This window comes from Mesorhizobium sp. M1D.F.Ca.ET.231.01.1.1 (assembly GCF_003999155.2).
GTDB lineage: Bacteria > Pseudomonadota > Alphaproteobacteria > Rhizobiales > Rhizobiaceae > Mesorhizobium.
Genome location: NZ_RZOZ02000001.1, coordinates 865,370 through 883,765, shown reverse-complemented (window position 1 = coordinate 883,765; position 18,396 = coordinate 865,370). Strand labels below are relative to the sequence as shown.

Annotated in this window: 22 protein-coding genes and 1 pseudogene; 11 read left to right on the top strand and 12 right to left on the bottom strand. The window is 63.0% G+C overall.

The features are described 5' to 3' along the window. Positions 1 to 31: 31 nt before the first annotated feature. The 3 genes and pseudogenes from rpsI to EN874_RS04480 form a co-directional block, all read right to left on the bottom strand. Positions 32 to 508, bottom strand: a complete 477-nt coding sequence (gene rpsI / locus EN874_RS04490; protein WP_040969232.1) for a 30S ribosomal protein S9 — start codon at positions 506 to 508, stop codon at positions 32 to 34. Next, complete coding sequence (rplM, locus tag EN874_RS04485; RefSeq protein ID WP_059184834.1) at positions 508 to 972, bottom strand: 50S ribosomal protein L13; 465 nt, start codon at positions 970 to 972, stop codon at positions 508 to 510. Before rplM ends, rpsI begins: the two co-directional genes overlap by 1 nt. Positions 973 to 1,206: 234 nt before the next feature. Continuing rightward, positions 1,207 to 1,664: pseudogene (locus EN874_RS04480) on the bottom strand (PaaI family thioesterase). Positions 1,665 to 1,818: 154 nt separating this feature from the next. Between EN874_RS04480 and EN874_RS04475 the strand changes: the two are divergent. The 5 genes from EN874_RS04475 to EN874_RS04455 all read left to right on the top strand — a co-directional run bounded on the left by EN874_RS04475 (position 1,819) and on the right by EN874_RS04455 (position 5,768). Then, positions 1,819 to 2,640 carry an enoyl-CoA hydratase gene (locus tag EN874_RS04475; RefSeq protein ID WP_127424194.1) on the top strand — a complete coding sequence of 274 codons (822 nt, stop codon included), beginning with the start codon at positions 1,819 to 1,821 and terminating at the stop codon, positions 2,638 to 2,640. A 44-nt stretch (positions 2,641 to 2,684) separates the two neighbouring features. Then, positions 2,685 to 3,461, top strand: coding sequence for an AAA family ATPase (locus EN874_RS04470; protein ID WP_127424193.1), 777 nt, complete (start codon positions 2,685 to 2,687; stop codon positions 3,459 to 3,461). Beyond that, positions 3,458 to 3,979 carry a CoA-binding protein gene (locus EN874_RS04465; RefSeq protein WP_127424192.1) on the top strand — a complete coding sequence of 174 codons (522 nt, stop codon included), beginning with the start codon at positions 3,458 to 3,460 and terminating at the stop codon, positions 3,977 to 3,979. Before EN874_RS04470 ends, EN874_RS04465 begins: the two co-directional genes overlap by 4 nt. A 159-nt stretch (positions 3,980 to 4,138) precedes the next feature. Further along, on the top strand, positions 4,139 to 5,419 hold the full coding sequence (locus EN874_RS04460) for an O-acetylhomoserine aminocarboxypropyltransferase (protein WP_127424191.1): 1,281 nt from the start codon (positions 4,139 to 4,141) through the stop codon (positions 5,417 to 5,419). Between the two features lie 4 nt (positions 5,420 to 5,423). After that, positions 5,424 to 5,768, top strand: a complete 345-nt coding sequence (locus EN874_RS04455; RefSeq protein WP_127424190.1) for a cupin domain-containing protein — start codon at positions 5,424 to 5,426, stop codon at positions 5,766 to 5,768. Between the two features lie 254 nt (positions 5,769 to 6,022). On the opposite strand, the gene EN874_RS04450 is transcribed toward EN874_RS04455, so the two are convergent. Further along, a complete protein-coding gene (locus tag EN874_RS04450) occupies positions 6,023 to 7,261 on the bottom strand; it encodes a cytochrome P450 (protein ID WP_127424189.1) in 1,239 nt (412 codons plus the stop codon). Between the two features lie 222 nt (positions 7,262 to 7,483). After that, positions 7,484 to 8,209, bottom strand: coding sequence for a hypothetical protein (locus EN874_RS04440; protein ID WP_127424187.1), 726 nt, complete (start codon positions 8,207 to 8,209; stop codon positions 7,484 to 7,486). Positions 8,210 to 8,317: 108 nt separating this feature from the next. Here EN874_RS04440 and EN874_RS04435 point away from each other — a divergent pair, with 108 nt between their 5' ends. Together EN874_RS04435 and EN874_RS04430 are read left to right on the top strand one after the other, a co-directional pair. Next, entirely contained in the window at positions 8,318 to 8,638 is a 321-nt protein-coding gene (locus EN874_RS04435) for a hypothetical protein (RefSeq protein ID WP_127424186.1), read from the top strand. Between the two features lie 103 nt (positions 8,639 to 8,741). Further along, a complete protein-coding gene (locus tag EN874_RS04430) occupies positions 8,742 to 9,269 on the top strand; it encodes a gamma carbonic anhydrase family protein (protein WP_127424185.1) in 528 nt (175 codons plus the stop codon). A 34-nt stretch (positions 9,270 to 9,303) separates the two neighbouring features. On the opposite strand, the gene EN874_RS04425 is transcribed toward EN874_RS04430, so the two are convergent. From EN874_RS04425 to EN874_RS04410, 4 genes are all read right to left on the bottom strand, one after another. Continuing rightward, positions 9,304 to 9,879, bottom strand: coding sequence for an ankyrin repeat domain-containing protein (locus tag EN874_RS04425; protein WP_245513451.1), 576 nt, complete (start codon positions 9,877 to 9,879; stop codon positions 9,304 to 9,306). A 232-nt stretch (positions 9,880 to 10,111) separates the two neighbouring features. After that, the gene (locus tag EN874_RS04420) at positions 10,112 to 10,717 is read right to left on the bottom strand and encodes a transglutaminase-like cysteine peptidase (RefSeq protein ID WP_127424184.1); all 606 of its coding nucleotides are present in this window, start codon (positions 10,715 to 10,717) and stop codon (positions 10,112 to 10,114) included. A 234-nt stretch (positions 10,718 to 10,951) separates the two neighbouring features. Continuing rightward, complete coding sequence (locus EN874_RS04415; protein WP_126084181.1) at positions 10,952 to 11,569, bottom strand: PilZ domain-containing protein; 618 nt, start codon at positions 11,567 to 11,569, stop codon at positions 10,952 to 10,954. 177 nt (positions 11,570 to 11,746) lie between these two features. Beyond that, on the bottom strand, positions 11,747 to 12,385 hold the full coding sequence (locus EN874_RS04410) for a PAS domain-containing protein (RefSeq protein ID WP_127424183.1): 639 nt from the start codon (positions 12,383 to 12,385) through the stop codon (positions 11,747 to 11,749). A 412-nt stretch (positions 12,386 to 12,797) separates the two neighbouring features. Between EN874_RS04410 and EN874_RS04405 the strand changes: the two genes are divergently transcribed. Both EN874_RS04405 and EN874_RS04400 read left to right on the top strand, forming a co-directional pair. Continuing rightward, complete coding sequence (locus EN874_RS04405; protein WP_127424182.1) at positions 12,798 to 13,535, top strand: rhomboid family intramembrane serine protease; 738 nt, start codon at positions 12,798 to 12,800, stop codon at positions 13,533 to 13,535. 211 nt (positions 13,536 to 13,746) lie between these two features. After that, entirely contained in the window at positions 13,747 to 14,178 is a 432-nt protein-coding gene (locus tag EN874_RS04400; RefSeq protein ID WP_126084178.1) for a CBS domain-containing protein, read from the top strand. A 26-nt stretch (positions 14,179 to 14,204) separates the two neighbouring features. On the opposite strand, the gene EN874_RS04395 is transcribed toward EN874_RS04400, so the two are convergent. After that, positions 14,205 to 14,543 carry a DUF6455 family protein gene (locus EN874_RS04395; protein ID WP_245513450.1) on the bottom strand — a complete coding sequence of 113 codons (339 nt, stop codon included), beginning with the start codon at positions 14,541 to 14,543 and terminating at the stop codon, positions 14,205 to 14,207. Positions 14,544 to 14,645: 102 nt separating this feature from the next. On the opposite strand from EN874_RS04395, the gene gatB reads away from it, so the two are divergent. Together gatB and EN874_RS04385 are read left to right on the top strand one after the other, a co-directional pair. Beyond that, on the top strand, positions 14,646 to 16,148 hold the full coding sequence (gene gatB, locus EN874_RS04390; RefSeq protein WP_126084177.1) for an Asp-tRNA(Asn)/Glu-tRNA(Gln) amidotransferase subunit GatB: 1,503 nt from the start codon (positions 14,646 to 14,648) through the stop codon (positions 16,146 to 16,148). Position 16,149: 1 nt separating this feature from the next. Continuing rightward, on the top strand, positions 16,150 to 16,638 hold the full coding sequence (locus tag EN874_RS04385) for a GNAT family N-acetyltransferase (protein WP_127424181.1): 489 nt from the start codon (positions 16,150 to 16,152) through the stop codon (positions 16,636 to 16,638). 23 nt (positions 16,639 to 16,661) lie between these two features. Here EN874_RS04385 and panC read toward each other — a convergent pair whose 3' ends face one another. Beyond that, a complete protein-coding gene (panC, locus tag EN874_RS04380) occupies positions 16,662 to 17,513 on the bottom strand; it encodes a pantoate--beta-alanine ligase (RefSeq protein WP_127424180.1) in 852 nt (283 codons plus the stop codon). After that, positions 17,510 to 18,349, bottom strand: a complete 840-nt coding sequence (panB, locus tag EN874_RS04375; RefSeq protein WP_127424179.1) for a 3-methyl-2-oxobutanoate hydroxymethyltransferase — start codon at positions 18,347 to 18,349, stop codon at positions 17,510 to 17,512. The genes panC and panB overlap by 4 nt, the downstream gene beginning before the upstream one ends. Positions 18,350 to 18,396 lie beyond the last annotated feature (47 nt).

Below are 18,396 nucleotides of genomic sequence, written 5' to 3'. Positions count from 1 at the left end.
GGCGGCCTTTCGAAAACATGTGAGCGTACGATCAGCGCTTCGAGAACTGGAAGCTGCGGCGGGCCTTTGCCTTGCCGTACTTCTTGCGCTCGACGACGCGGCTGTCGCGGGTGAGGAAGCCGCCCTTCTTGAGCACCGAGCGCAGCGCCGGCTCGTAGTAGGTCAGCGCCTTGGAGATGCCGTGACGCACGGCGCCCGCCTGGCCGGAGAGGCCGCCGCCGATGACGGTGGCGACGATGTCGTACTGGCCGGCGCGGTTGGCGGCGACGATCGGCTGGTTGAGGATCATCTGCAGCACCGGACGCGCGAAATAGGTCGCGAATTCCTTGTCGTTGACAGTGATCTTGCCGGAGCCCGGCTTCACCCAGACGCGCGCGATGGCGTTCTTGCGCTTGCCGGTGGCATAGGCGCGGCCCGACTTGTCGAGCTTCTGGACGTGGACGGGCGCGGCCGGCTGCGCGGCGGCAGTGACAGTCCCGAGTTCTGCGAGCGAGGAAAGCTCAGCCATTACGAGGCCCTCTTGTTCTTGGAGTTCAGCTTGGCCACGTCGAGCGTGACGGGCTGCTGGGCGGCGTGCGGATGCTCGGCGCCTGCGTAGACGCGGAGATTCTTCATCTGGCGGCGGCCAAGCGGGCCGCGCGGGATCATGCGCTCAACGGCCTTCTCGACGACGCGCTCGGGGAAGCGGCCTTCGAGCAGCTGGCGCGCGGTGCGCTCCTTGATGCCGCCGGGATGGCCGGTGTGCCAGTAATAGACCTTGTCGGTGTATTTCTTGCCGGTGAACACCACCTTGTCGGCATTGATGACGATGACGTTGTCGCCATCATCGACATGCGGGGTGAAGGTGGGCTTGTGCTTGCCGCGCAGATGGTTGGCGATGACAGTGGCGAGGCGGCCGACGACGAGACCTTCGGCGTCGATCAGCACCCACTTCTTCACCACATCCGCAGGCTTCTGCGAAAAGGTAGCCATGGTTTTGCTCTCAGTTGGACCTTCCTCATCCTGCAAAGGACAGGGACAGGCGTTTCTTGTTGCTTGAATTGACAGGGCGGCTAAAGCCATCCGCCAATAACAAAACGGCGGCCGTTGCGGGCCGCTGCTTCGGGTGGGCTTATAGGCGAGGGCGTCAGGCGGGTCAAGGCCGCCGAAAACTATATCGGCGCGAATAATAAAGTAAAAACAATAGTTTGAGAAAGAGGTACTATTTTACCCCATTGCGGGTCGCTTTGGCGGGATCGAATAGGTGCCTGTGGCATGCGCCACGGTGTGCCCGTCCGGGCCGGCGACGATGTCGATATCGAACACCATCAGGCTCTTCCCGAGCTTCAGTATGCGGCAATGGCCGTCGATCGGCCCGGCCTCGGCCTTGCGGACAAAATTGATGTTGAGGTTGGTGGTCACCGAAAGCGCGTCGGGGCCTGCATGGGAGAGCACGCAGACATAGCCGCCGATATCGGCCAGTGTGAACAGTGACGGACCGGAGACCGTGCCGCCCGGGCGGAGGTGCCGTTCGTCGGCATTGAGACGAACCGTGCAGCCGCCGGGAAACACGTCCAGCGCCTGATAGATGTAAGCCGGTCGTTGAGTTGCGGGTATACACTCTCCATCAGCGCATTGACTTCCGCCGCGGTGAGCATCGGCTTCAGATTGCTTTGGGCAGGCATGCGCGATTTCCTATATGGAAAGGAGGCTCCAGGCGGTGAGCGTCTGGACCAAAGGGTGCGACGCAGAAAACACGCCTCGCGGCTGTTCTTCAACCGGCAGCGTGGTAGTTCTGTTGCTCCATGAGCCGCGGATGCCGATCGAGAGGTTATGCAAATGGCTGAAGTTGTCGCCATCAAGCCCGCCGTCACGGAAGGCCCCGTTCTCGCCAGCCAGGACAAAGGCGTGCTGCGCCTGACGCTTGGCAGCCCGCCCGCCAACGCGCTGTCACTGGCGACGATGGCGGCGCTGCAGGTCGAATTCGATCGGGCGAGGGAAGACAAGTCCGTTCGTGTCATCATCCTGGCGGCATCCGGAAAAGTGTTCTGCGCCGGCCACGACCTCAAGGAAATGACCGCGCACCGCGCCGATTCCGACCGCGGCAAAGGCTTTTTCGAAAAGACCTTTTCGGCTTGCGCCAACCTGATGCAGACGATCGTGCGCCATCCGAAGCCGGTGGTCGCCGAGGTCGATGGCCTGGCCACCGCCGCCGGCCTGCAGCTCGTTGCAAGCTGCGATCTTGCGATTGCCTCGCATGAGGCGACCTTCTGCACGCCTGGCGTCAACATCGGCCTGTTCTGCTCGACGCCGATGGTGGCGCTGTCGCGCAACGTCTCGCGCAAGCAGGCGATGGAGATGCTTTTGACCGGCGAGACGATTGATGCGGCGACGGCCAAGGAATTCGGCCTGGTCAACCGCATCGTGCCGCGCGAATATCTGAATCAGGTTGTCAACAAATACGCTCAAGCCATTGCTTCCAAATCATCTTTGGTCGTCAAGACCGGCAAGGAGGCATTCTACGCCCAGGCCGAGATGGGGCTCGCTGACGCCTATGCCTATACCGGCCGCGTGATGGTCGAAAACATGCTCGCACGCGACGCCGAGGAAGGCATCGGCGCCTTTATCGGCAAGCGCAAGCCCGAATGGACCGACGAATAGCCGACTTGAATGGAGCCGCGCCATCCCATCCCTGAAGGTTCGACGTGGTTGCCCGCAAGCAACTGACGCGGCTGAAAGCGCCCTACCTCAAGCGCATCCTGCTTGAGCCGTCGCGCGTCGCGGATTGGGACCAATATCCGTGGGATCTGCCGATCTTCCAAGGCCGCGAATTCGAGTTTGAATTCACGAATGCCATCACCATCATGGTCGGCGAGAACGGCACCGGCAAATCGACGCTGCTCGAAGGCATCGGCGCCCTGGCCGGCTATGACGAAGCTGGCGGCGGCAAAGGTTATATGCCCGTCGACCACTCCAGTGCCATCGACAGGAGCGGCGCGGCTCTTGCCGGCGCGCTGCGAGCCCACTGGCTGCCGAAGGTCACCGCGGGTTGGTTTTTTCGCGCCGAATCCTTCTATTCCGTAGCTCGCTACCTCGACCAGGCGGCGCTTGATTCCGGCGGAGCGCCGCCTGATTTCCTGTCATGGTCGCATGGCGAAGGCTTTATCCGCTTCTTCGAGGAGCGCTGCAGCCGCCAGGGCATCTACATCCTCGACGAGCCCGAAAGCGCGCTGTCACCGACGCGCCAGATCGAGCTGTTGAAGCTGCTTCAGCGGATGGATCGATCCGGCACCGCGCAGGTGATCATGGCGACGCATTCGCCGCTTTTGATGGCCTGCCCGAACGCGCGCCTCTTCCGCATCAGCCGCTTCGGCCTCGACCCGGTCGACTTTCAGGACACCGATCATTTTCGCATGATGCGCGACTTCTGCAGCGATCCGGCTGCCTTTCTCGCCGAAGCGCTGTATGAGGACGAGCCATGAATCACGACACCTACGACAATACCTACATCGCCGGTATCCTGAACTCGGTGAAGACGATCGCCATGGTCGGCGCTTCGCCCAACGACGTGCGGCCGAGCTATTTCGTGCTGAAATATCTTCTAGCCAAGGGCTTTTCGGTGTTCCCCATCAATCCGGGTCATGCTGGCAAGGAAATCCTCGGCCGCACCGTCTACGCCAGCCTGGCCGACCTGCCGCAGCCGGTCGACATGGTCGACATTTTTCGCGGGTCGGCCGCGGTGCCAGGCATCGTCGATCAGGTGCTGAAGCTCGACCCGCTGCCGAAGGTCGTCTGGATGCAGCTTGGCGTGCGCCATGACGAGGCCGCCGCGCGCGCCGAGGCCGCCGGCATCAAGGTGGTGATGAACCGTTGCCCGAAGATCGAATACGGCAAGCTGTCGGGCGAGATCGGCTGGACCGGCGTCAATTCCGGCGTGCTGTCGTCGAAGAAGCCCTTGATGCGGCAGGGCTTCCAGAGTTTTGGCGTGAGGCAGAAATAGGCCGATAACCAGGCGCGCAAAATTATTCTGGGAAGAAATGGATTTTCCCGGGCGTTCGCCGCAGATCGTACGCCGAAAGGTATTTTCTTCTTTGCATTCGCGACCGCGCTTCGCCAAGAATGCCCGGCGATTTCGAAAGGTTTAGAGAGGGAGGTTTCGATGACCCGCACGCCCGGTTTCAACACGCTCGCCGTCCATGCCGGCGCCAAGCCCGATCCGGCGACGGGCGCGCGCGCCACGCCGATCTACCAGACCACCTCCTACGTCTTCGACGACGCCGACCACGCCGCCTCGCTGTTCGGGCTGAAGGCCTTTGGCAACATCTACACCCGCATCATGAACCCGACGCAGGCGGTGCTCGAGGAGCGCCTTGCGGCTCTGGAAGGCGGGACGGCGGCGCTTGCCGTCGCTTCGGGCCATGCCGCGCAGGTGCTGGTTTTCCACAACCTGATGCAGCCGGGCGACAATTTCGTATCCGCTACAAAGCTTTATGGCGGCTCGATCAACCAGTTCGGCCACGCCTTCAAGAATTTCGACTGGCAGGTGCGTTGGGCCGACACCAACGATCCCTCGACCTTCGAGAGCCAGATCGACGACAGGACCAAGGCGATCTTCATCGAGAGCCTTGCCAACCCGGGCGGCATCTTCGTCGACATCGAGAAGATCGGCGACATCGCCCGCAGGCACGGCCTGCCGCTGATCGTCGACAACACGCTGGCCTCGCCCTATCTGGTGCGGCCGATCGAGCATGGCGCCGACATCGTCGTGCATTCGCTGACCAAGTTCATCGGCGGCCACGGCAATTCGATCGGCGGCGCCATCGTCGATGGCGGTACCTTCGACTGGTCGAAGTCGGGCAAATATCCGATGCTGTCGGAGCCGCGCCCCGAATATGGCGGCCTCGTCCTGCACGAGACCTTCGGCAACTTCGCCTTTGCCATCGCCGCGCGCGTGCTCGGCCTGCGCGACATCGGCCCGGCGATCTCGCCCTTCAACGCCTTCCTGATCCTCACGGGCCTCGAAACCCTCCCGCTGCGCATGCAGCGCCATTGCGACAACGCAGTGAGCGTCGCCGCATGGCTATCGAACCATCCGAAAGTTGCGTGGGTGAACTATCCCGGACTGCCGAGCGACAAGAACAACGCGCTGCAGAAGAAATACTCGCCGCAGGGCGCCGGCGCCGTCTTCACTTTCGGCCTCAAGGGCGGCTACGAGGCCGGCGTCAAGTTCGTCGAGGCGCTGGAACTGTTCTCGCACCTCGCCAATGTCGGCGACACCAAGTCGCTGGTCATCCATCCGGCCTCGACCACGCACCGTCAGCTTTCCGACGAGCAGAAGGTCAAGGCCGGCGCCGGGCCGGACACGGTCCGGCTGTCGATCGGCATCGAGGATGTCAACGACATCGTCGCCGACCTCGAACAGGCGCTCGGCAAGGTCTGACCCGATGTCGGCCTTCCTTGCCGTGAACGTCGACAGCGTCGAACCGGAGGCCGGCGCGCCGGCTCCGGACCGCGTGGTGTCGGGCGATCCCAAATTCCGCACCTGGAATGTCGAGGAACGGAACGGCGGCCTCTATGCCGGCATCTGGGAAGCGACGCCTGGCAAGTGGCGCATCGTCTATGACGAATGGGAGTTCTGTCACATCCTGTCCGGCGTCTCGGTGATCGCCGAGGACGGCGGCGAGGCGCGCACGGTCAGGGCCGGCGACAGTTTCGTGCTGCGGCCCGGCTTCAAGGGGACCTGGGAAGTGCTGGAGACGACGCGCAAGGAATATGTGATCCGGCTTTGAGTGGCTTGCGGTTGTCGTGCCCAGGCACGTTGGAGATTGGCCGAGGCACTTATCATTTCGTCATCCACGGGCGGAGCAAGGAGCGTAGCGACGCAGCGCAGACCCGAGGATCCATGCCGTGATGTTAAGGCTTTGCAACGGTTCAGAATTCTGCTCCGCTGCATCCTTCGACCAAGGTCACGGCATGGATCCTTGGGTCTGCGCTCCGCTCCGCTTCGCTACGCCCAGGATGACGAAGTCGGCTAGGCCTCAACTCAAAACACGACAGCAAGCCGCTCCAGCCCATGAAAGTGATAGCTGTCGCGGAAGCGCGGCTCCTCGGCCAAACGCAACTTTGGCAGGCGATCGAACAGCGCTCTCAAGGACACCTGCAATTCAAGTCTGGCCAGCGGCGCGCCGATGCAGAAATGGATGCCGGCGCCGAAGGAGACGTTCTTCTGGTCCGTGCGCGCCGGGTTGAAGATGTCAGGTCCGGCGAACGCCAGCGGATCGCGATTGGCCATGCCGAGCAGCAGTGCGACCATCTCGCCGGGCTTGACCGGAATGCCCGGCGCAACTTCGATCTCTTCATAGGCGTAGCGCAGGAACATGTGCAGCGGCGCGTCGTAGCGCAGGCATTCCTCGACCGTCGCGACATTCGCCTCAGGTGTTTCGAAGAAGCGGCGCGCGTCGCCGCCTTGCGCCAGGATCGAGCGCACCGCATTGCCGGTCTGGTGCACGGTTGCCTCATGGCCGGCATTGAGCAAGAGGATCGCCGAGGAAACAAGCTCGTCCTCGGAAAGCTTTTGGCCGTTGTCCTGGGCCTCGATCAGCAGTGAAAGCAGGTCGTCGCCAGGCCTCTTGCGGCGCTCGACTACATAGCTGCGCAGGAAATCGGAAAAATCGCGCGCGGCGCGGTTGGCCGTCTCCTCGGTTTCGCGGGTGCGGCCGTGCATGTACATGGCGACCATCCGATGCGACCAGTCGAGCAACTGCGGCCCCATCTCGGCCGGGACGCCGAGCATTTCGGCGATGATGGTGATCGGCAAAGGCGAGGCATAGGCGGGCAAAAGGTCGACTCCGCCCGGCTCAAAGCGGTCGATCAGCTCGTTGGCCAAAGCCTCGATGCGTGGCCGCAGCCGCTCTACCTGGCGCGAGACGAAGGCCCGGTTCACCAGCGTCCGCAGCCTGGTGTGCACCGGCGGCTCGAGCTCCAGCATCGAATTCGCCTCGATCGCGTCGAAGGCGGTGAGGTGCGAGCGGTCGTCACCGACGCCGCGGCTGTCGGGGATGCCGGCCGGGTTCTGGCGGCCGAAGCGCCGGTCGCGCAGCAGCCGGCTGACGTCGTCGAAGCCGCCAAAACACCAGAAGCCATAGTCTTCCCAGAAGAAGACATTCGAGATGCCGTGCAGGAGGGCATAGGCCTCATAGGGGTTCTGCACGAAGGCGGGCTGGTGCGGATCGAGCCGCAGGCGGCGGTTGGCGGGGTCGAAGGTGAGATAGTCTGGCGTCATGGCTGACCAATAGCGCGCCTTGTCGGCCCGATGCCAGACCGTATTCTGGCGCCCGTCGAGCCGATGCGTTGAGCCAGGCAGGGATAAACGGCGGCGTGCAAAGGGCTTCGGCGCCGCGCTTAATGCAAGTCGCCCAAATTGCGCGGCGGTTTTGGGAGAACGAGATGCATCAAAACAAAGGGTTGAAGCGCGTCGCCCGAACCCGTTTCTGCGCGGCGCGCTTTAATGTCCCGTCTTCAATATGCCGGCCACCTTGGCGGCGATCGCGGCGTCGAGCGCCTGCCAGTTTCCGAGGAGCTCGCGCGGAAAACGGTAGGTGAGGCTGAGATCGTCGCCCACCTGGATGTCGCGTTCGCAGGGCGCCAGCGACTCCTCGGCGTTCGGGCCGCTCAGGCAGCGGGCGACGAACGGGTCTTTCCCCAGGCGCTCGGCAACCGCCAGCACCTCATTGAGATAGCCTGATTTCTCGGTGAAGCCGTAGAGCGTCGTTCCGTCCGGGCCGGGCGTGCCCGGCTTGACGATCAGGGCGCTGTAGATCGGCGCGAAGCGGCCGCTCATGTCGCGCGACATCATCCGCGGCTCGAACGACAGGAAGATGATCTTCTTGGTCGAGGCATGGTTGAAGTCGTCGCGCGCGGCGGCGCTGTAGCCGTCCATCTCGGGATAGCGCAGATAGAGGTCGAGGCGCGAGGCTATGCCGTCGCGCCTGGCCTGGTCGAAGCGGATGAAGTTGGACGGCACGCCGATCACGTTGTTGCCCATCACCACCTGCCGGACGGTGGTGTCGTCGGTATAGCCGGCCATGGCGATCGACCGGCCGAGCCATTTGCCGCCGACGCTGATGGCCACCGAGAGCAGGGCGAGCGCCGCGAAGGCGTAGAACACCCGCTTCATTAACCTCGAGTCGACGACCTCGAACTCCGGGCTGGCGGCAGTTGCCTCTCTCATCGCGGTCCCCGATCCGTTCACCTGTCCTCAGGTGGCACAGCGCGCGCGGCATGGCTCTTGCAGCGCGATGGCACGACTGTGCGGTCTCATGGTAAACGGTTGGTAAAGATGGATCCGATGTTGCTCCCTCTCTACGCTTTTGCGGTCGGCCTGACGGCTTGCGGCCTCGCTGGCTCGGCGATGGAAATCCTCTGCGGCCGCCGGCTGGCCTTCGCCGAGCCCTATGTGTCGCCTGCCCACATCCTGCGCTCGCTCGCGGCGACGGCCTGCGCCGGCCCGTTCATGCTCGCCAATGATGCGCTGGCTGCCCGGCGCGAGGGGCGCATTGGCACGCTGGCGCTGCTTTCGTGTGGCTGCACGGCCCTGGCCTGGGCGCTGGCGCTCGGCGTCGTGCTGATCACCATTGCCTCCTGGGTGGCCGGTCTTTAGGTCTGATTTTAGGCATGTCTTTGTCCCGAAACCGCTGCACACTTTCGGGAGACATGCTTTAGGCTCTGCCGAGTTCTCGGCTTGAGACGAATCGGAGACAAGAATGCCGATCTACACGATCGATGGGAAAGCGCCTCGGTTCGAGGATGCCGAAACCAATTGGGTGGCGCCCGACGCCACGCTGATCGGTGATATCAGGATAGGCCGCAACGCTGGTTTCTGGTTCGGTGTCGTCATCCGCGGCGACGGCGAGCCGATCACGATCGGTGCCGATACCAACGTGCAGGAACATACGGTCATGCACACCGATCCGGGCTTTCCGTTGACGATCGGCGAAGGCTGCACGATCGGTCACCGCGCGTTGCTGCATGGCTGCACCGTCGGCGATAACAGTCTGATCGGAATGGGCGCCGTCGTGCTCAACGGAGCGAAGATCGGTAAGAATTCCCTGGTCGGCGCCGGCGCCCTGGTGACGGAAAAGAAGGTCTTTCCGGACAATTCCCTGATCGTCGGCTCGCCCGCCAAGGTGATAAGGGTGCTGGACGATGCGGCGATCGAGAGGCTGCGCGTCTCGGCCGCGCACTATGTCGCCAACGGCAGACGTTTCAAGGCCGGATTGAAGAACGCCTGAGAGCTTGCGTTCCCCGCGACGGCTTGCCATCGGCTTATCCGCTCCGGGACATCGCCTCGCGCAACAGCAACGCTCCCGCTTCGAAGCCGGCCTGGTCCGCACCTTCGAGCGCGGTCCCGTAGTCATCGATGCGCGTTCTGAGCGTCGGATCCGCGCCGGATGCCAGCAGCAGGCGGATCGCCTGCGCGTCGCGCTGTGCCACGGCATAATGGAGAGGCGTCCAGTCATTGACGCCGCGCATGTTCGGATCTGCGCCATGCTCGATCAGGATCCTGACGATCTCCAGCCTGTCCGGCCGCTCGGCGGACAGCGCCGCGATCAAGGAAGGAAAGCCGGCGTGGTCCTCGTAGTTCGGGTTCGAGCCGGCATCGAGCAGCGTCGAGATAAAGGCCAACGGGCTCCAATAGATGGCGTATTCCAGCGGATGGCCGAGGCCGAGCTCGAAGGGCATCCTCTCGTCGAAACAGCGCGCCGAGCCGCCGAGCGCCTTGCCAAGAACCTCGAAGTCGCCCACCTTGAAGGCATCGTCGATGGCCATGAGAAGCTTGGCGCGCTCGCAGCGGTCGTCCGGGATTTCCACCATCGCCTTCCATCGGAAATGGACAGCCATATTGCGCCCATTCCGCCACGACCGGAAAGGCCTGACAGAGCGAAGGCGAAAATGGCGGAGCCGGCCCGGGGACAGGGCCGGCTCCTAAAACCCGGTCGTTGGGGACGGGGAGGGTGGGGACTCGACCGGGCTTTTCCCTAAGCACGTCGCATGAATGCGACGTGCTTAATCTCTTTGTGCATGTCGTTGCCCCAAAACCGCTGCGCACTTTTGGGCGACATGCATCGGCGTCCTAGCGGACGCTGGCGACGGCGTCCTCGCGGCCGTCGCTGATCGAAACCCAAACGCCTGAGTTCTCGGTCGATTGACGTTTGAGGTAGGTGTAGACCGTGTCGTTCCAGGCGAGCACTTTCGGCTCGAGATTGTCGAGGATGAATTCGCCGAGGCTGGTGCGCACCGTCAGCACCGCATGGCCGTCGCCGTTCGGCTGCCGTACGACCGTCATCAAGAGGTCGCCGGCGGGGACGCCCACGGCCATCAGTTGGCGGCGCTTCTCCAGCGCATAGTCCTCGCAGTCGCCATAGCCGTTGTCGGGATAGGCCCAGTATTCCTCGACCCCGTAGATCTCCATGTCGGTGCGCGGCTTGACGCGGGTGTTCACCGAATTGTTGACGTTGATGATCGTCGCCCACAGCTTGCGGGTCAGGTCGACCGGCGTTCCCTTCGGGGTCTTCTCGATACATTCGACCGGAATACGCTGACAGAATTCATAGTGCCCGACCGGCTGGGTGGTGCGGCCACCCGTATGCATGAACACCGGTCCAGCGCTTGCCGTGCCCCAGGCGGAAAGCTGCATCGCCATTGCCAAGAGCAACAGCTTGCCCCTCGTCATTTTCATTATGGTAGTCTCCCCGTTTGCGAGAGACTGTGCCACGTTGGGATTTATTTGACGCAAAAACCCGAAGTAGATATTGAGTAAAACGCCCCTAGAATAAATATAAAACTTGAACTATCTCGATTTCGGATCGTTGAGATTTTGCTCGGCCGTGTGGCCCGCGGAAGGGCACCGGAGCGCCCAACAAAAAACCGGCCGCTGGCGGCCGGTTTGATGCATGCTTGAGTTCAGCAGCGATCAGGATCTCGGCGCGTTGAATTCCGAGTCCAGTGTCTCCGGCCGCTGGATGACGGCGAATTCGATGGCGACGCCGTCCTCGAAGTGACGCACCACCTGGCCGCGCATTGTTCCGAGCATCACCTGCACGCCGATTGCCGGCTTGACGTCGATCTCGATCGCTGCGCCAGAAAGCGACAGGTCGATGATGCGGCATTGGTACTGGCGCCCGTCGGTGAGCTGCAGCACGCTCATCGGATTGCGCGGCGCGACGCGCTCATGGCGCCGGTCTTCCGGCAGATCCAACTCATGCTTGTTGGCGAGCCAGGTGAGCTGCGCGGCGAGCTTGTCCTTCTTGCGGTCCGAAGCGATGACGGTCATGGCAAAACCGTCCTGCGAGGTCCGCGTCACGATGCCTTCGATGCGACCGATATGGTCGATATAGGCAATGACCTTCTCGCCCGGCATGCCGATGCGTTCGGTGCGCAAGGCGACGTTGCCGGGCGACATGTCGATCACCTGGCACGAATGCTCTGTGCGGTCCTCCAGCATGAAGCGTCCGTAGATTTTCACCCGGACACGCTGAAAATTGCGCCGCTCCACGCGGGACGGCGCGTAGTCTGCCGCCGCTGACCTCATGACTTGCCTACACCCCGTTGGCATTCCTCGCGACGATGCGAGGAATTTCACCGGAAAAGCTACAGCAAAGGAGGTTAACAAAGGGGAAAAAGCCGGCCTCAAATGGCTGGGAGACCGGACGCTCGAACAGCGCAAAAAGCGAGGCCGATCAGGGGTAGATAGGCCTCGCGATCCGTCCTACTCGTTGCGCCCGCCGTCGAAGACGACGAGATGCCGGATACGCCGCACGCGGCCGAGCGCCGAGATGGTCTCAGGCGCGTCGAACTCCGCCGGCACGAGCGACGGAACGTCGATCGCGGGCCGGTTTTTCAGGAACATCGGTTCCTTCTCGGGATCGATGACCCGGATCGCGTCGATCAGCGCATCGGCGAGCGGGTCGGCACCGAGCCAGAACGGTTTATCCACTGCACTGACGATGCCGAGGCAGCGAGGGCTCTCGACGCCGCCATCGAGCGGCAGCGCGAGCAGCTCGAACTTGTTGGAACGGCCGCTTCGGCTGAAGCCTTCATAGGTCAGAAGCAGCACCGATTTCTGGTCGAAGACGCCGTGGATGAGCCGCGACATCAGCCGCTGGTCCTTCTCGCGCCAGAGCGAGGGGAAGGAGAACCCCTTGAGCTCGCGGCCGTAATAGGCGCAGAGCCTGGTGCCCGCCAGGCGGAAGACGGCTTCTCCGCGTGTGTCGCGCTCCAGGATGAACGTGTCCGCCAAGAGAGACTTGATGTCCGCCGGCTCGACTTCCGAGCGCTTCGGGGCAGGGCGGCCATCACGCAGCTGGTTCCAATATTGGAACAGCGTGATTGATCCGATCTGATTCATTTCCATTCCGCTCCGGCAATCTGTCTTTTTGCTGTCCCATCGGCGAACAGACAGGGCGCCCTCCGATGACCTTCATGCGGTGCGAAGCAGGATGCGTGCCAGCATCGCCAACGTTTGTTCACGGGTCGGGGTCGTTAAGGTTAACAAGTGGTTTACATTGCGCGCCGGCAGGGCCTGTGGCACATCGAAAACCACTCCAAAACGGTCGTTTCGCAACGATCGGCAGCACTTTCAGTCAGGTTTACGGGGAGCAGGGGACTCGACCGGCCGTTCAAGGGAAACCTTGGACGGCTTTCTTTTTGATTCGCACCTATCCGATTCGGGCTGTGGCGATTCGCGGTTTGTGATTCGATCGCGCGTGAACTACATGCTCGGCCGAAAATTGAGTCTCCCAGCCAGCAGCAAGGGGCGCATGAGCGAACCGGTTAGCCCGACTGAACCCCAACCGCAGCCAGGCGAAGAGGCGCCGGAGCCGCGCCGCGAGCCGGTATTCAACCTGCCGCCGGTGGTGCTGGCGGTGATCGGGATCTGCGCGGTCGTCTTCCTGCTGCAGCAATATGTGCTGAACGACGACCAGCAAATGACGCTGCTCTATGACGGCGCCTTCATTCCGGTGCTCTACACCGGCCAGTATGGCTTCGACTGGTTCCTGTTCACGCGCCCCTTCACCTATGCCTTCATGCATGGGAGTGTCGCCCATATTGCCATCAACATGGTCTGGCTTGCAGCTTTCGGCTCACCGCTTGCCAATCGTCTTGGCGCGACCCGATTCGGGATGTTCTATGCCGCGACCGGGCTGGCATCGGTCGCGCTGTTCTGGGCAATGCACCCCCATGGCGAGATGCCGCTGGTCGGCGCTTCGGGCGCGATCTCGGGCATGATGGGGGCTGCGGCGCGTTACGGTTTCCGCATCGACCGCTCATCCGGCAGCGCGGCCTTCGCCGGTGAGCCGCTGCCGATCGCAATCGTACTGCGCCTGCGCGGCGTCATGACGTTCCTCGGCGTCTGGATGGTGATCAACCTCGCCACGGGCCTGCTCGGCCTTGCGCCGGGCATCGACGGACAGATCGCCTGGGAAGCCCATATCGGCGGCTTCGTCGCCGGCTTCTTCGGCCTGCGTTTTTTCGATCGCCCACAGCGGTCCGAGTAACGCTGCGGCGCACTTGAAATGCAACCAATCACGGCGCACGATGTTGCCATGCATGTCGCCCAAAACTGCGAAGCGGTTTTGGGAGAGCGAGATGCATCAAAACAAGGACTTAAAGCACGCCGCTGCGCGCTTTAAGTCACCCGGCGTCTTCCCATGGGCGCTGGGCTAGCCGGTTTGGCAGGAGCCGGCAGGCAAGGCTGAGGAGGACGCCATGACGGTTAAGGCAATTCTTGAAAGCAAGGGCCATGACGTGTTCACGCTCGGGCCTAATGAAAAGCTGAGCGAAGCGATCCGAATACTGACCGATCACCGGATCGGCGCTCTCGTCATCACCAACGGCGACCGCAAGATCGTCGGCATTCTCTCGGAGCGCGACATCGTGCGGGTGCTTGCCAGGGAAGGGGCGGCCGCGCTCGATATTCCCGTGCGTTCGGCCATGACGCCCAAGGTCAAGATCTGCAATGAGAGCCACACGGTCAACGAAGTGATGGAGATCATGACGAAGGGTCGCTTCCGCCATCTGCCGGTGGAAAAGGACGGCATGCTCGACGGCATCGTGTCGATCGGCGACGTGGTCAAGCGCCGCATCGAGGATGTCGAGCGGGAGGCCGAGGAGATCAGGGCTTACATCGCCACTGCGTAGCTGGTCCTCCGCTGGTCGCACCCGGGCTAGCGCAGGCCGGCTACATGCCGCAGACGTGCAATCAGGTCGGCGTTCCGACAATAATCCGGCGGGACGTCGGCTTGTTCGTGGCTGTCGAGCCAGGTCGAGCATTCGGCCTGATGGCCGCATGAACGGCAGCGGTCGGCAGCTCGATTGATAACGGCAATGTGGTCCGGAACAGTCTTCAGTTGCCGATCGACCCCCATCGTCTGCATCATGCGGCCCATCAGCGTGGTCCTGAGGTCGATTGAGAGCAGATAATCCAGTAAGCTCATATCGTCGCCACTCCTGCTTTTGTGGCAATCTCGGCCAAGACAGCAGGCGCATGCATTGATCTCGGTCAAACTGACGACTCCCTTGCCAGCCCGAGCCGATTGATCTAGCGAACGGTTGACAGCCTGCGCCGTCAGAGCGTGGGAACCCGGACAACAATCATCTGGACTACCATGAGCATCATCGATACCCGCACGCCCGATCCGAAACGCCTGATCTCCGGCGCCACCGGCGATTGGGAAATCATCATCGGGCTCGAAGTGCATGCGCAAGTGACGTCCGAGGCCAAGCTCTTCTCCGGCGCCTCGACCTCGTTCGGCGCCGCGCCCAACGCCAATGTCAGCCTGGTCGACGCGGCGATGCCCGGCATGCTGCCGGTGATCAACGAGGAATGCGTCAAGCAGGCGATCCGCACCGGGCTCGGTCTGAAGGCCACGATCAACCATAAGTCCGTCTTCGACCGGAAGAACTACTTCTATCCGGACCTGCCTCAGGGCTACCAGATCTCGCAGTACAAGCAGCCGATCGTCGGCGAGGGCAAGGTGATCGTTTCGGTCGGGCCGGACCGGCAGGGCGAGTTCGAGGATATCGAGGTCGGCATCGAGCGGCTGCATCTGGAGCAGGATGCCGGCAAGTCGATGCACGACCAGCACCCGACCATGTCCTATGTCGACCTCAACCGCTCCGGCGTGGCGCTGATGGAGATCGTCTCCAAGCCCGACATGCGCTCCGCCGATGAGGCCAAGGCCTATGTCAGCAAGCTGCGCACCATCATGCGCTATCTCGGCACCTGCGACGGCAACATGGACGAAGGCTCGCTGCGCGCCGACGTCAACGTCTCGGTGCGCCGCCCCGGAGGGGCCTTCGGCACCCGCTGCGAGATCAAGAACGTCAACTCGATCCGCTTCATTGGACAGGCTATCGAATCCGAGGCGCGCCGGCAGATCGCCATCCTGGAAGACGGTGGCGCGATCGAGCAGGAGACCCGTCTTTTCGATCCCAACAAGGGCGAGACGCGCTCGATGCGCTCCAAGGAAGAGGCGCATGACTACCGCTACTTCCCGGACCCCGACCTTCTGCCGCTGGAATTCGACCAGGCCTATGTCGATGATTTGGCGCAGCATCTGCCGGAACTGCCCGACGACAAGAAGGCTCGGCTGATCGGCTCGCTGGGGCTGTCGACCTATGACGCCTCGGTGCTGGTATCGGAAAAGCCGATCGCCGACTATTTCGAGAAGGTGGCGGCGGGGCGCGACGGTAAGCTTGCCGCCAACTGGGTCATCAATGACCTGTTGGGCGCTCTCAACAAGGCTGGAAAAGATATTGAAAATGCTCCGGTTTCGCCCGATCAGCTCGGCGCCGTCATTGATCTCATCAAGGAAGGCACCATCTCCGGCAAGATCGGCAAGGATCTGTTCGAGATCGTCTGGAACGAGGGCGGCGATCCGCGTCGGCTCGTCGAAAGCCGCGGCATGAAGCAGGTGACCGACACCGGCGCCATCGAGAAAGCGGTCGACGAGGTCATCGCCGCCAATCCGGACAAAGTCGAGCAGGCGCGTGCCAAGCCGACCATGGCCGGCTGGTTCGTCGGCCAGGTGATGAAGGCGACCGGCGGCAAGGCGAACCCGCAGGCGGTCAACGAACTGGTCAAGGCCAAGCTCGGCATCGAGGGCTAGCGTGTTCGTACGAACGGCGAGCGAACGCGATCTCGCTGCCGTCCGTGCGCTGCTTGTCGAGACCTGGCATGCCACTTATGACGCCATCTATGGTGCAAGGCGGGTTGCTGAAATCACGGACGACTGGCACTCGATCGCCTCGCTCAGGGCGCGGCTGACGCGCCCCAATTCGGAATTCCTGATCGCCGACGATGGCAAGCGCATCGGCGGCATGGCTTACGCTTCCGCGACCACGGACCCGAAGATAGTCCTCTTGAACCAGCTCTACGTGCATCCGGATTGTCAGCGGCAAGGGATCGGCCAGTCGCTGCTCGACGAGGTCGAGTTGAGCTTTCCGGAAGCCCGGATACTGCGCCTGGAGGTGGAAGCGGCGAATGCCCCGGCGATCGCCTTCTACGAAGCGAACGGATTCCGGCCCGCGGGCAGGACCGCCGATTGCGGCGGCGGTTCAGGAATACCCGCACTCATCCTGGAGAAGCGGCTGGGGTAGACCGCCGGGCGCGAACGCTTCGATCAGCCGCGAGAAATCTCGACATTGTCGATCAGCCTTGTCGTGCCGAGCCAGGCCGCCGCAAGCAGACGGCCATCGCGGTCGCGCCGCCAGGGGGCGAGCGTTACCGCCTCGCGCGCAGCGACGTAGTCGACTTTTCGAAAGCCCGCCCTGACGAGCGCTTCCGCCGCGTCGCGGGTAGCGCTCGCCTCGTCGGCGCCAGCGGCGAGCGCCGCCGCTGTCTGGCGCAGACCGACGTTGAGCTTGCGCGCAACAGCAAGTTCGGTCTCGCCGAGATAGGCGTTGCGCGACGACATGGCGAGACCGTGGTCGTCGCGCACTGTCGGCGCGCCGACGATCTCGACCGGCAGGTCGAGATCGCGGCACAGTTGTCTCACGACGCAAAGCTGCTGATAGTCCTTCTCGCCGAAGATCGCGCAGTCGGGCGCCGCCTGCAGGAAAAGCTTGGCCACCACCGTCGCGACACCGTCGAAGAAGCTCGGCCTGAAATTCGTTTCGAGGCCGGAAGCGGGGCCGCCGATGGAGATCCTGGTGGCGAAGCCCGCCGGGTACATTTCCGCGACGACCGGCGTGAAGGCGAGATGCGCCCCCGCCTCCCGCAGCCGGTCGAGATCGCGAGCCAGTTGGCGCGGATATTTGTCCAGGTCCTCGGTCGGCGCGAACTGGGTCGGATTGACGAAGATCGAGACGAGGCAGCGATCGGCCTTTTCGAGCGCGATCCTGACCAGCGAGATGTGCCCGTCATGCAGGGCGCCCATGGTCGGCACCATGGCGACCTTGAGGCCCTCCCGGCGCCAGTCCCGGATTTGCGCGCGAAGTGCTGCGACGCTGTCGACGACGATTGGCCCGCTCATGCCTCGTCCTTGCCCGATGTCGCCGAAAAGACGTGGTCTTGTCCCGGAAATTCGCGGCTGCGCACCTCGGCGGCGTAGCGCGCCGCCGCATCCGCAATGGTGTCACGCAAGTTTGCGTATTCCTTGACGAATTTCGGCACCCTGTCGACGGTCATGCCGATCATGTCGTCGATGACCAGGATCTGGCCGTCGCAGTCGCCGCTGGCGCCGATGCCGATCGTCGGGATCGAGATATGACGGGTGAGGTCCGATGCCACGGCTTCCACCGTGCCCTCGATGACAACCGAGAAAGCGCCGGCCCTTTCGACCGCTTCGGCGTCACGAAACAGCGCGGCAATGTTTTCCTCGGTCCGGCCCTTGATCTTGTAGCCGCCGTCCTTTTCCACGGACTGCGGCTGCAGGCCGATATGGCCCATCACCGGAATGCCTTCGGCGACGATCGCCGCGATCTGCGCAGCCATGTCGACGCCGCCTTCGAGCTTGACCGCCTGGCACCCGGTCTCGCCGACGATGCGCCTTGCCGAGGCAACTGCGTCCCCCGGGGAGGCCTCGTAGCTGCCGGCAGACATGTCGACGACGACGCAGGCTTTTGTCGAGCCGCGCATCACCGCCTGTCCATGGGCAATCATCATCTCCAGCGAGGCGCCGAGTGTCGTGGCATGGCCATGCAGAACCATGGCGACGCTGTCGCCGACCAAAAGCAGGTCAACATGCGGATCGAGCATGCGGGCGATCGGATATGTATAAGCGGTAAGACAGACGATCGGCACGCCACCCTTGCGGCGGCGAATGTCTTCGGCGCCGATCCTGTTGCCGGTAGATCGTTCTGGGGCCAATCGTCACCTCCCTCAACCGGCTTGGGCCAACTAGCCGCTTGCCGGGC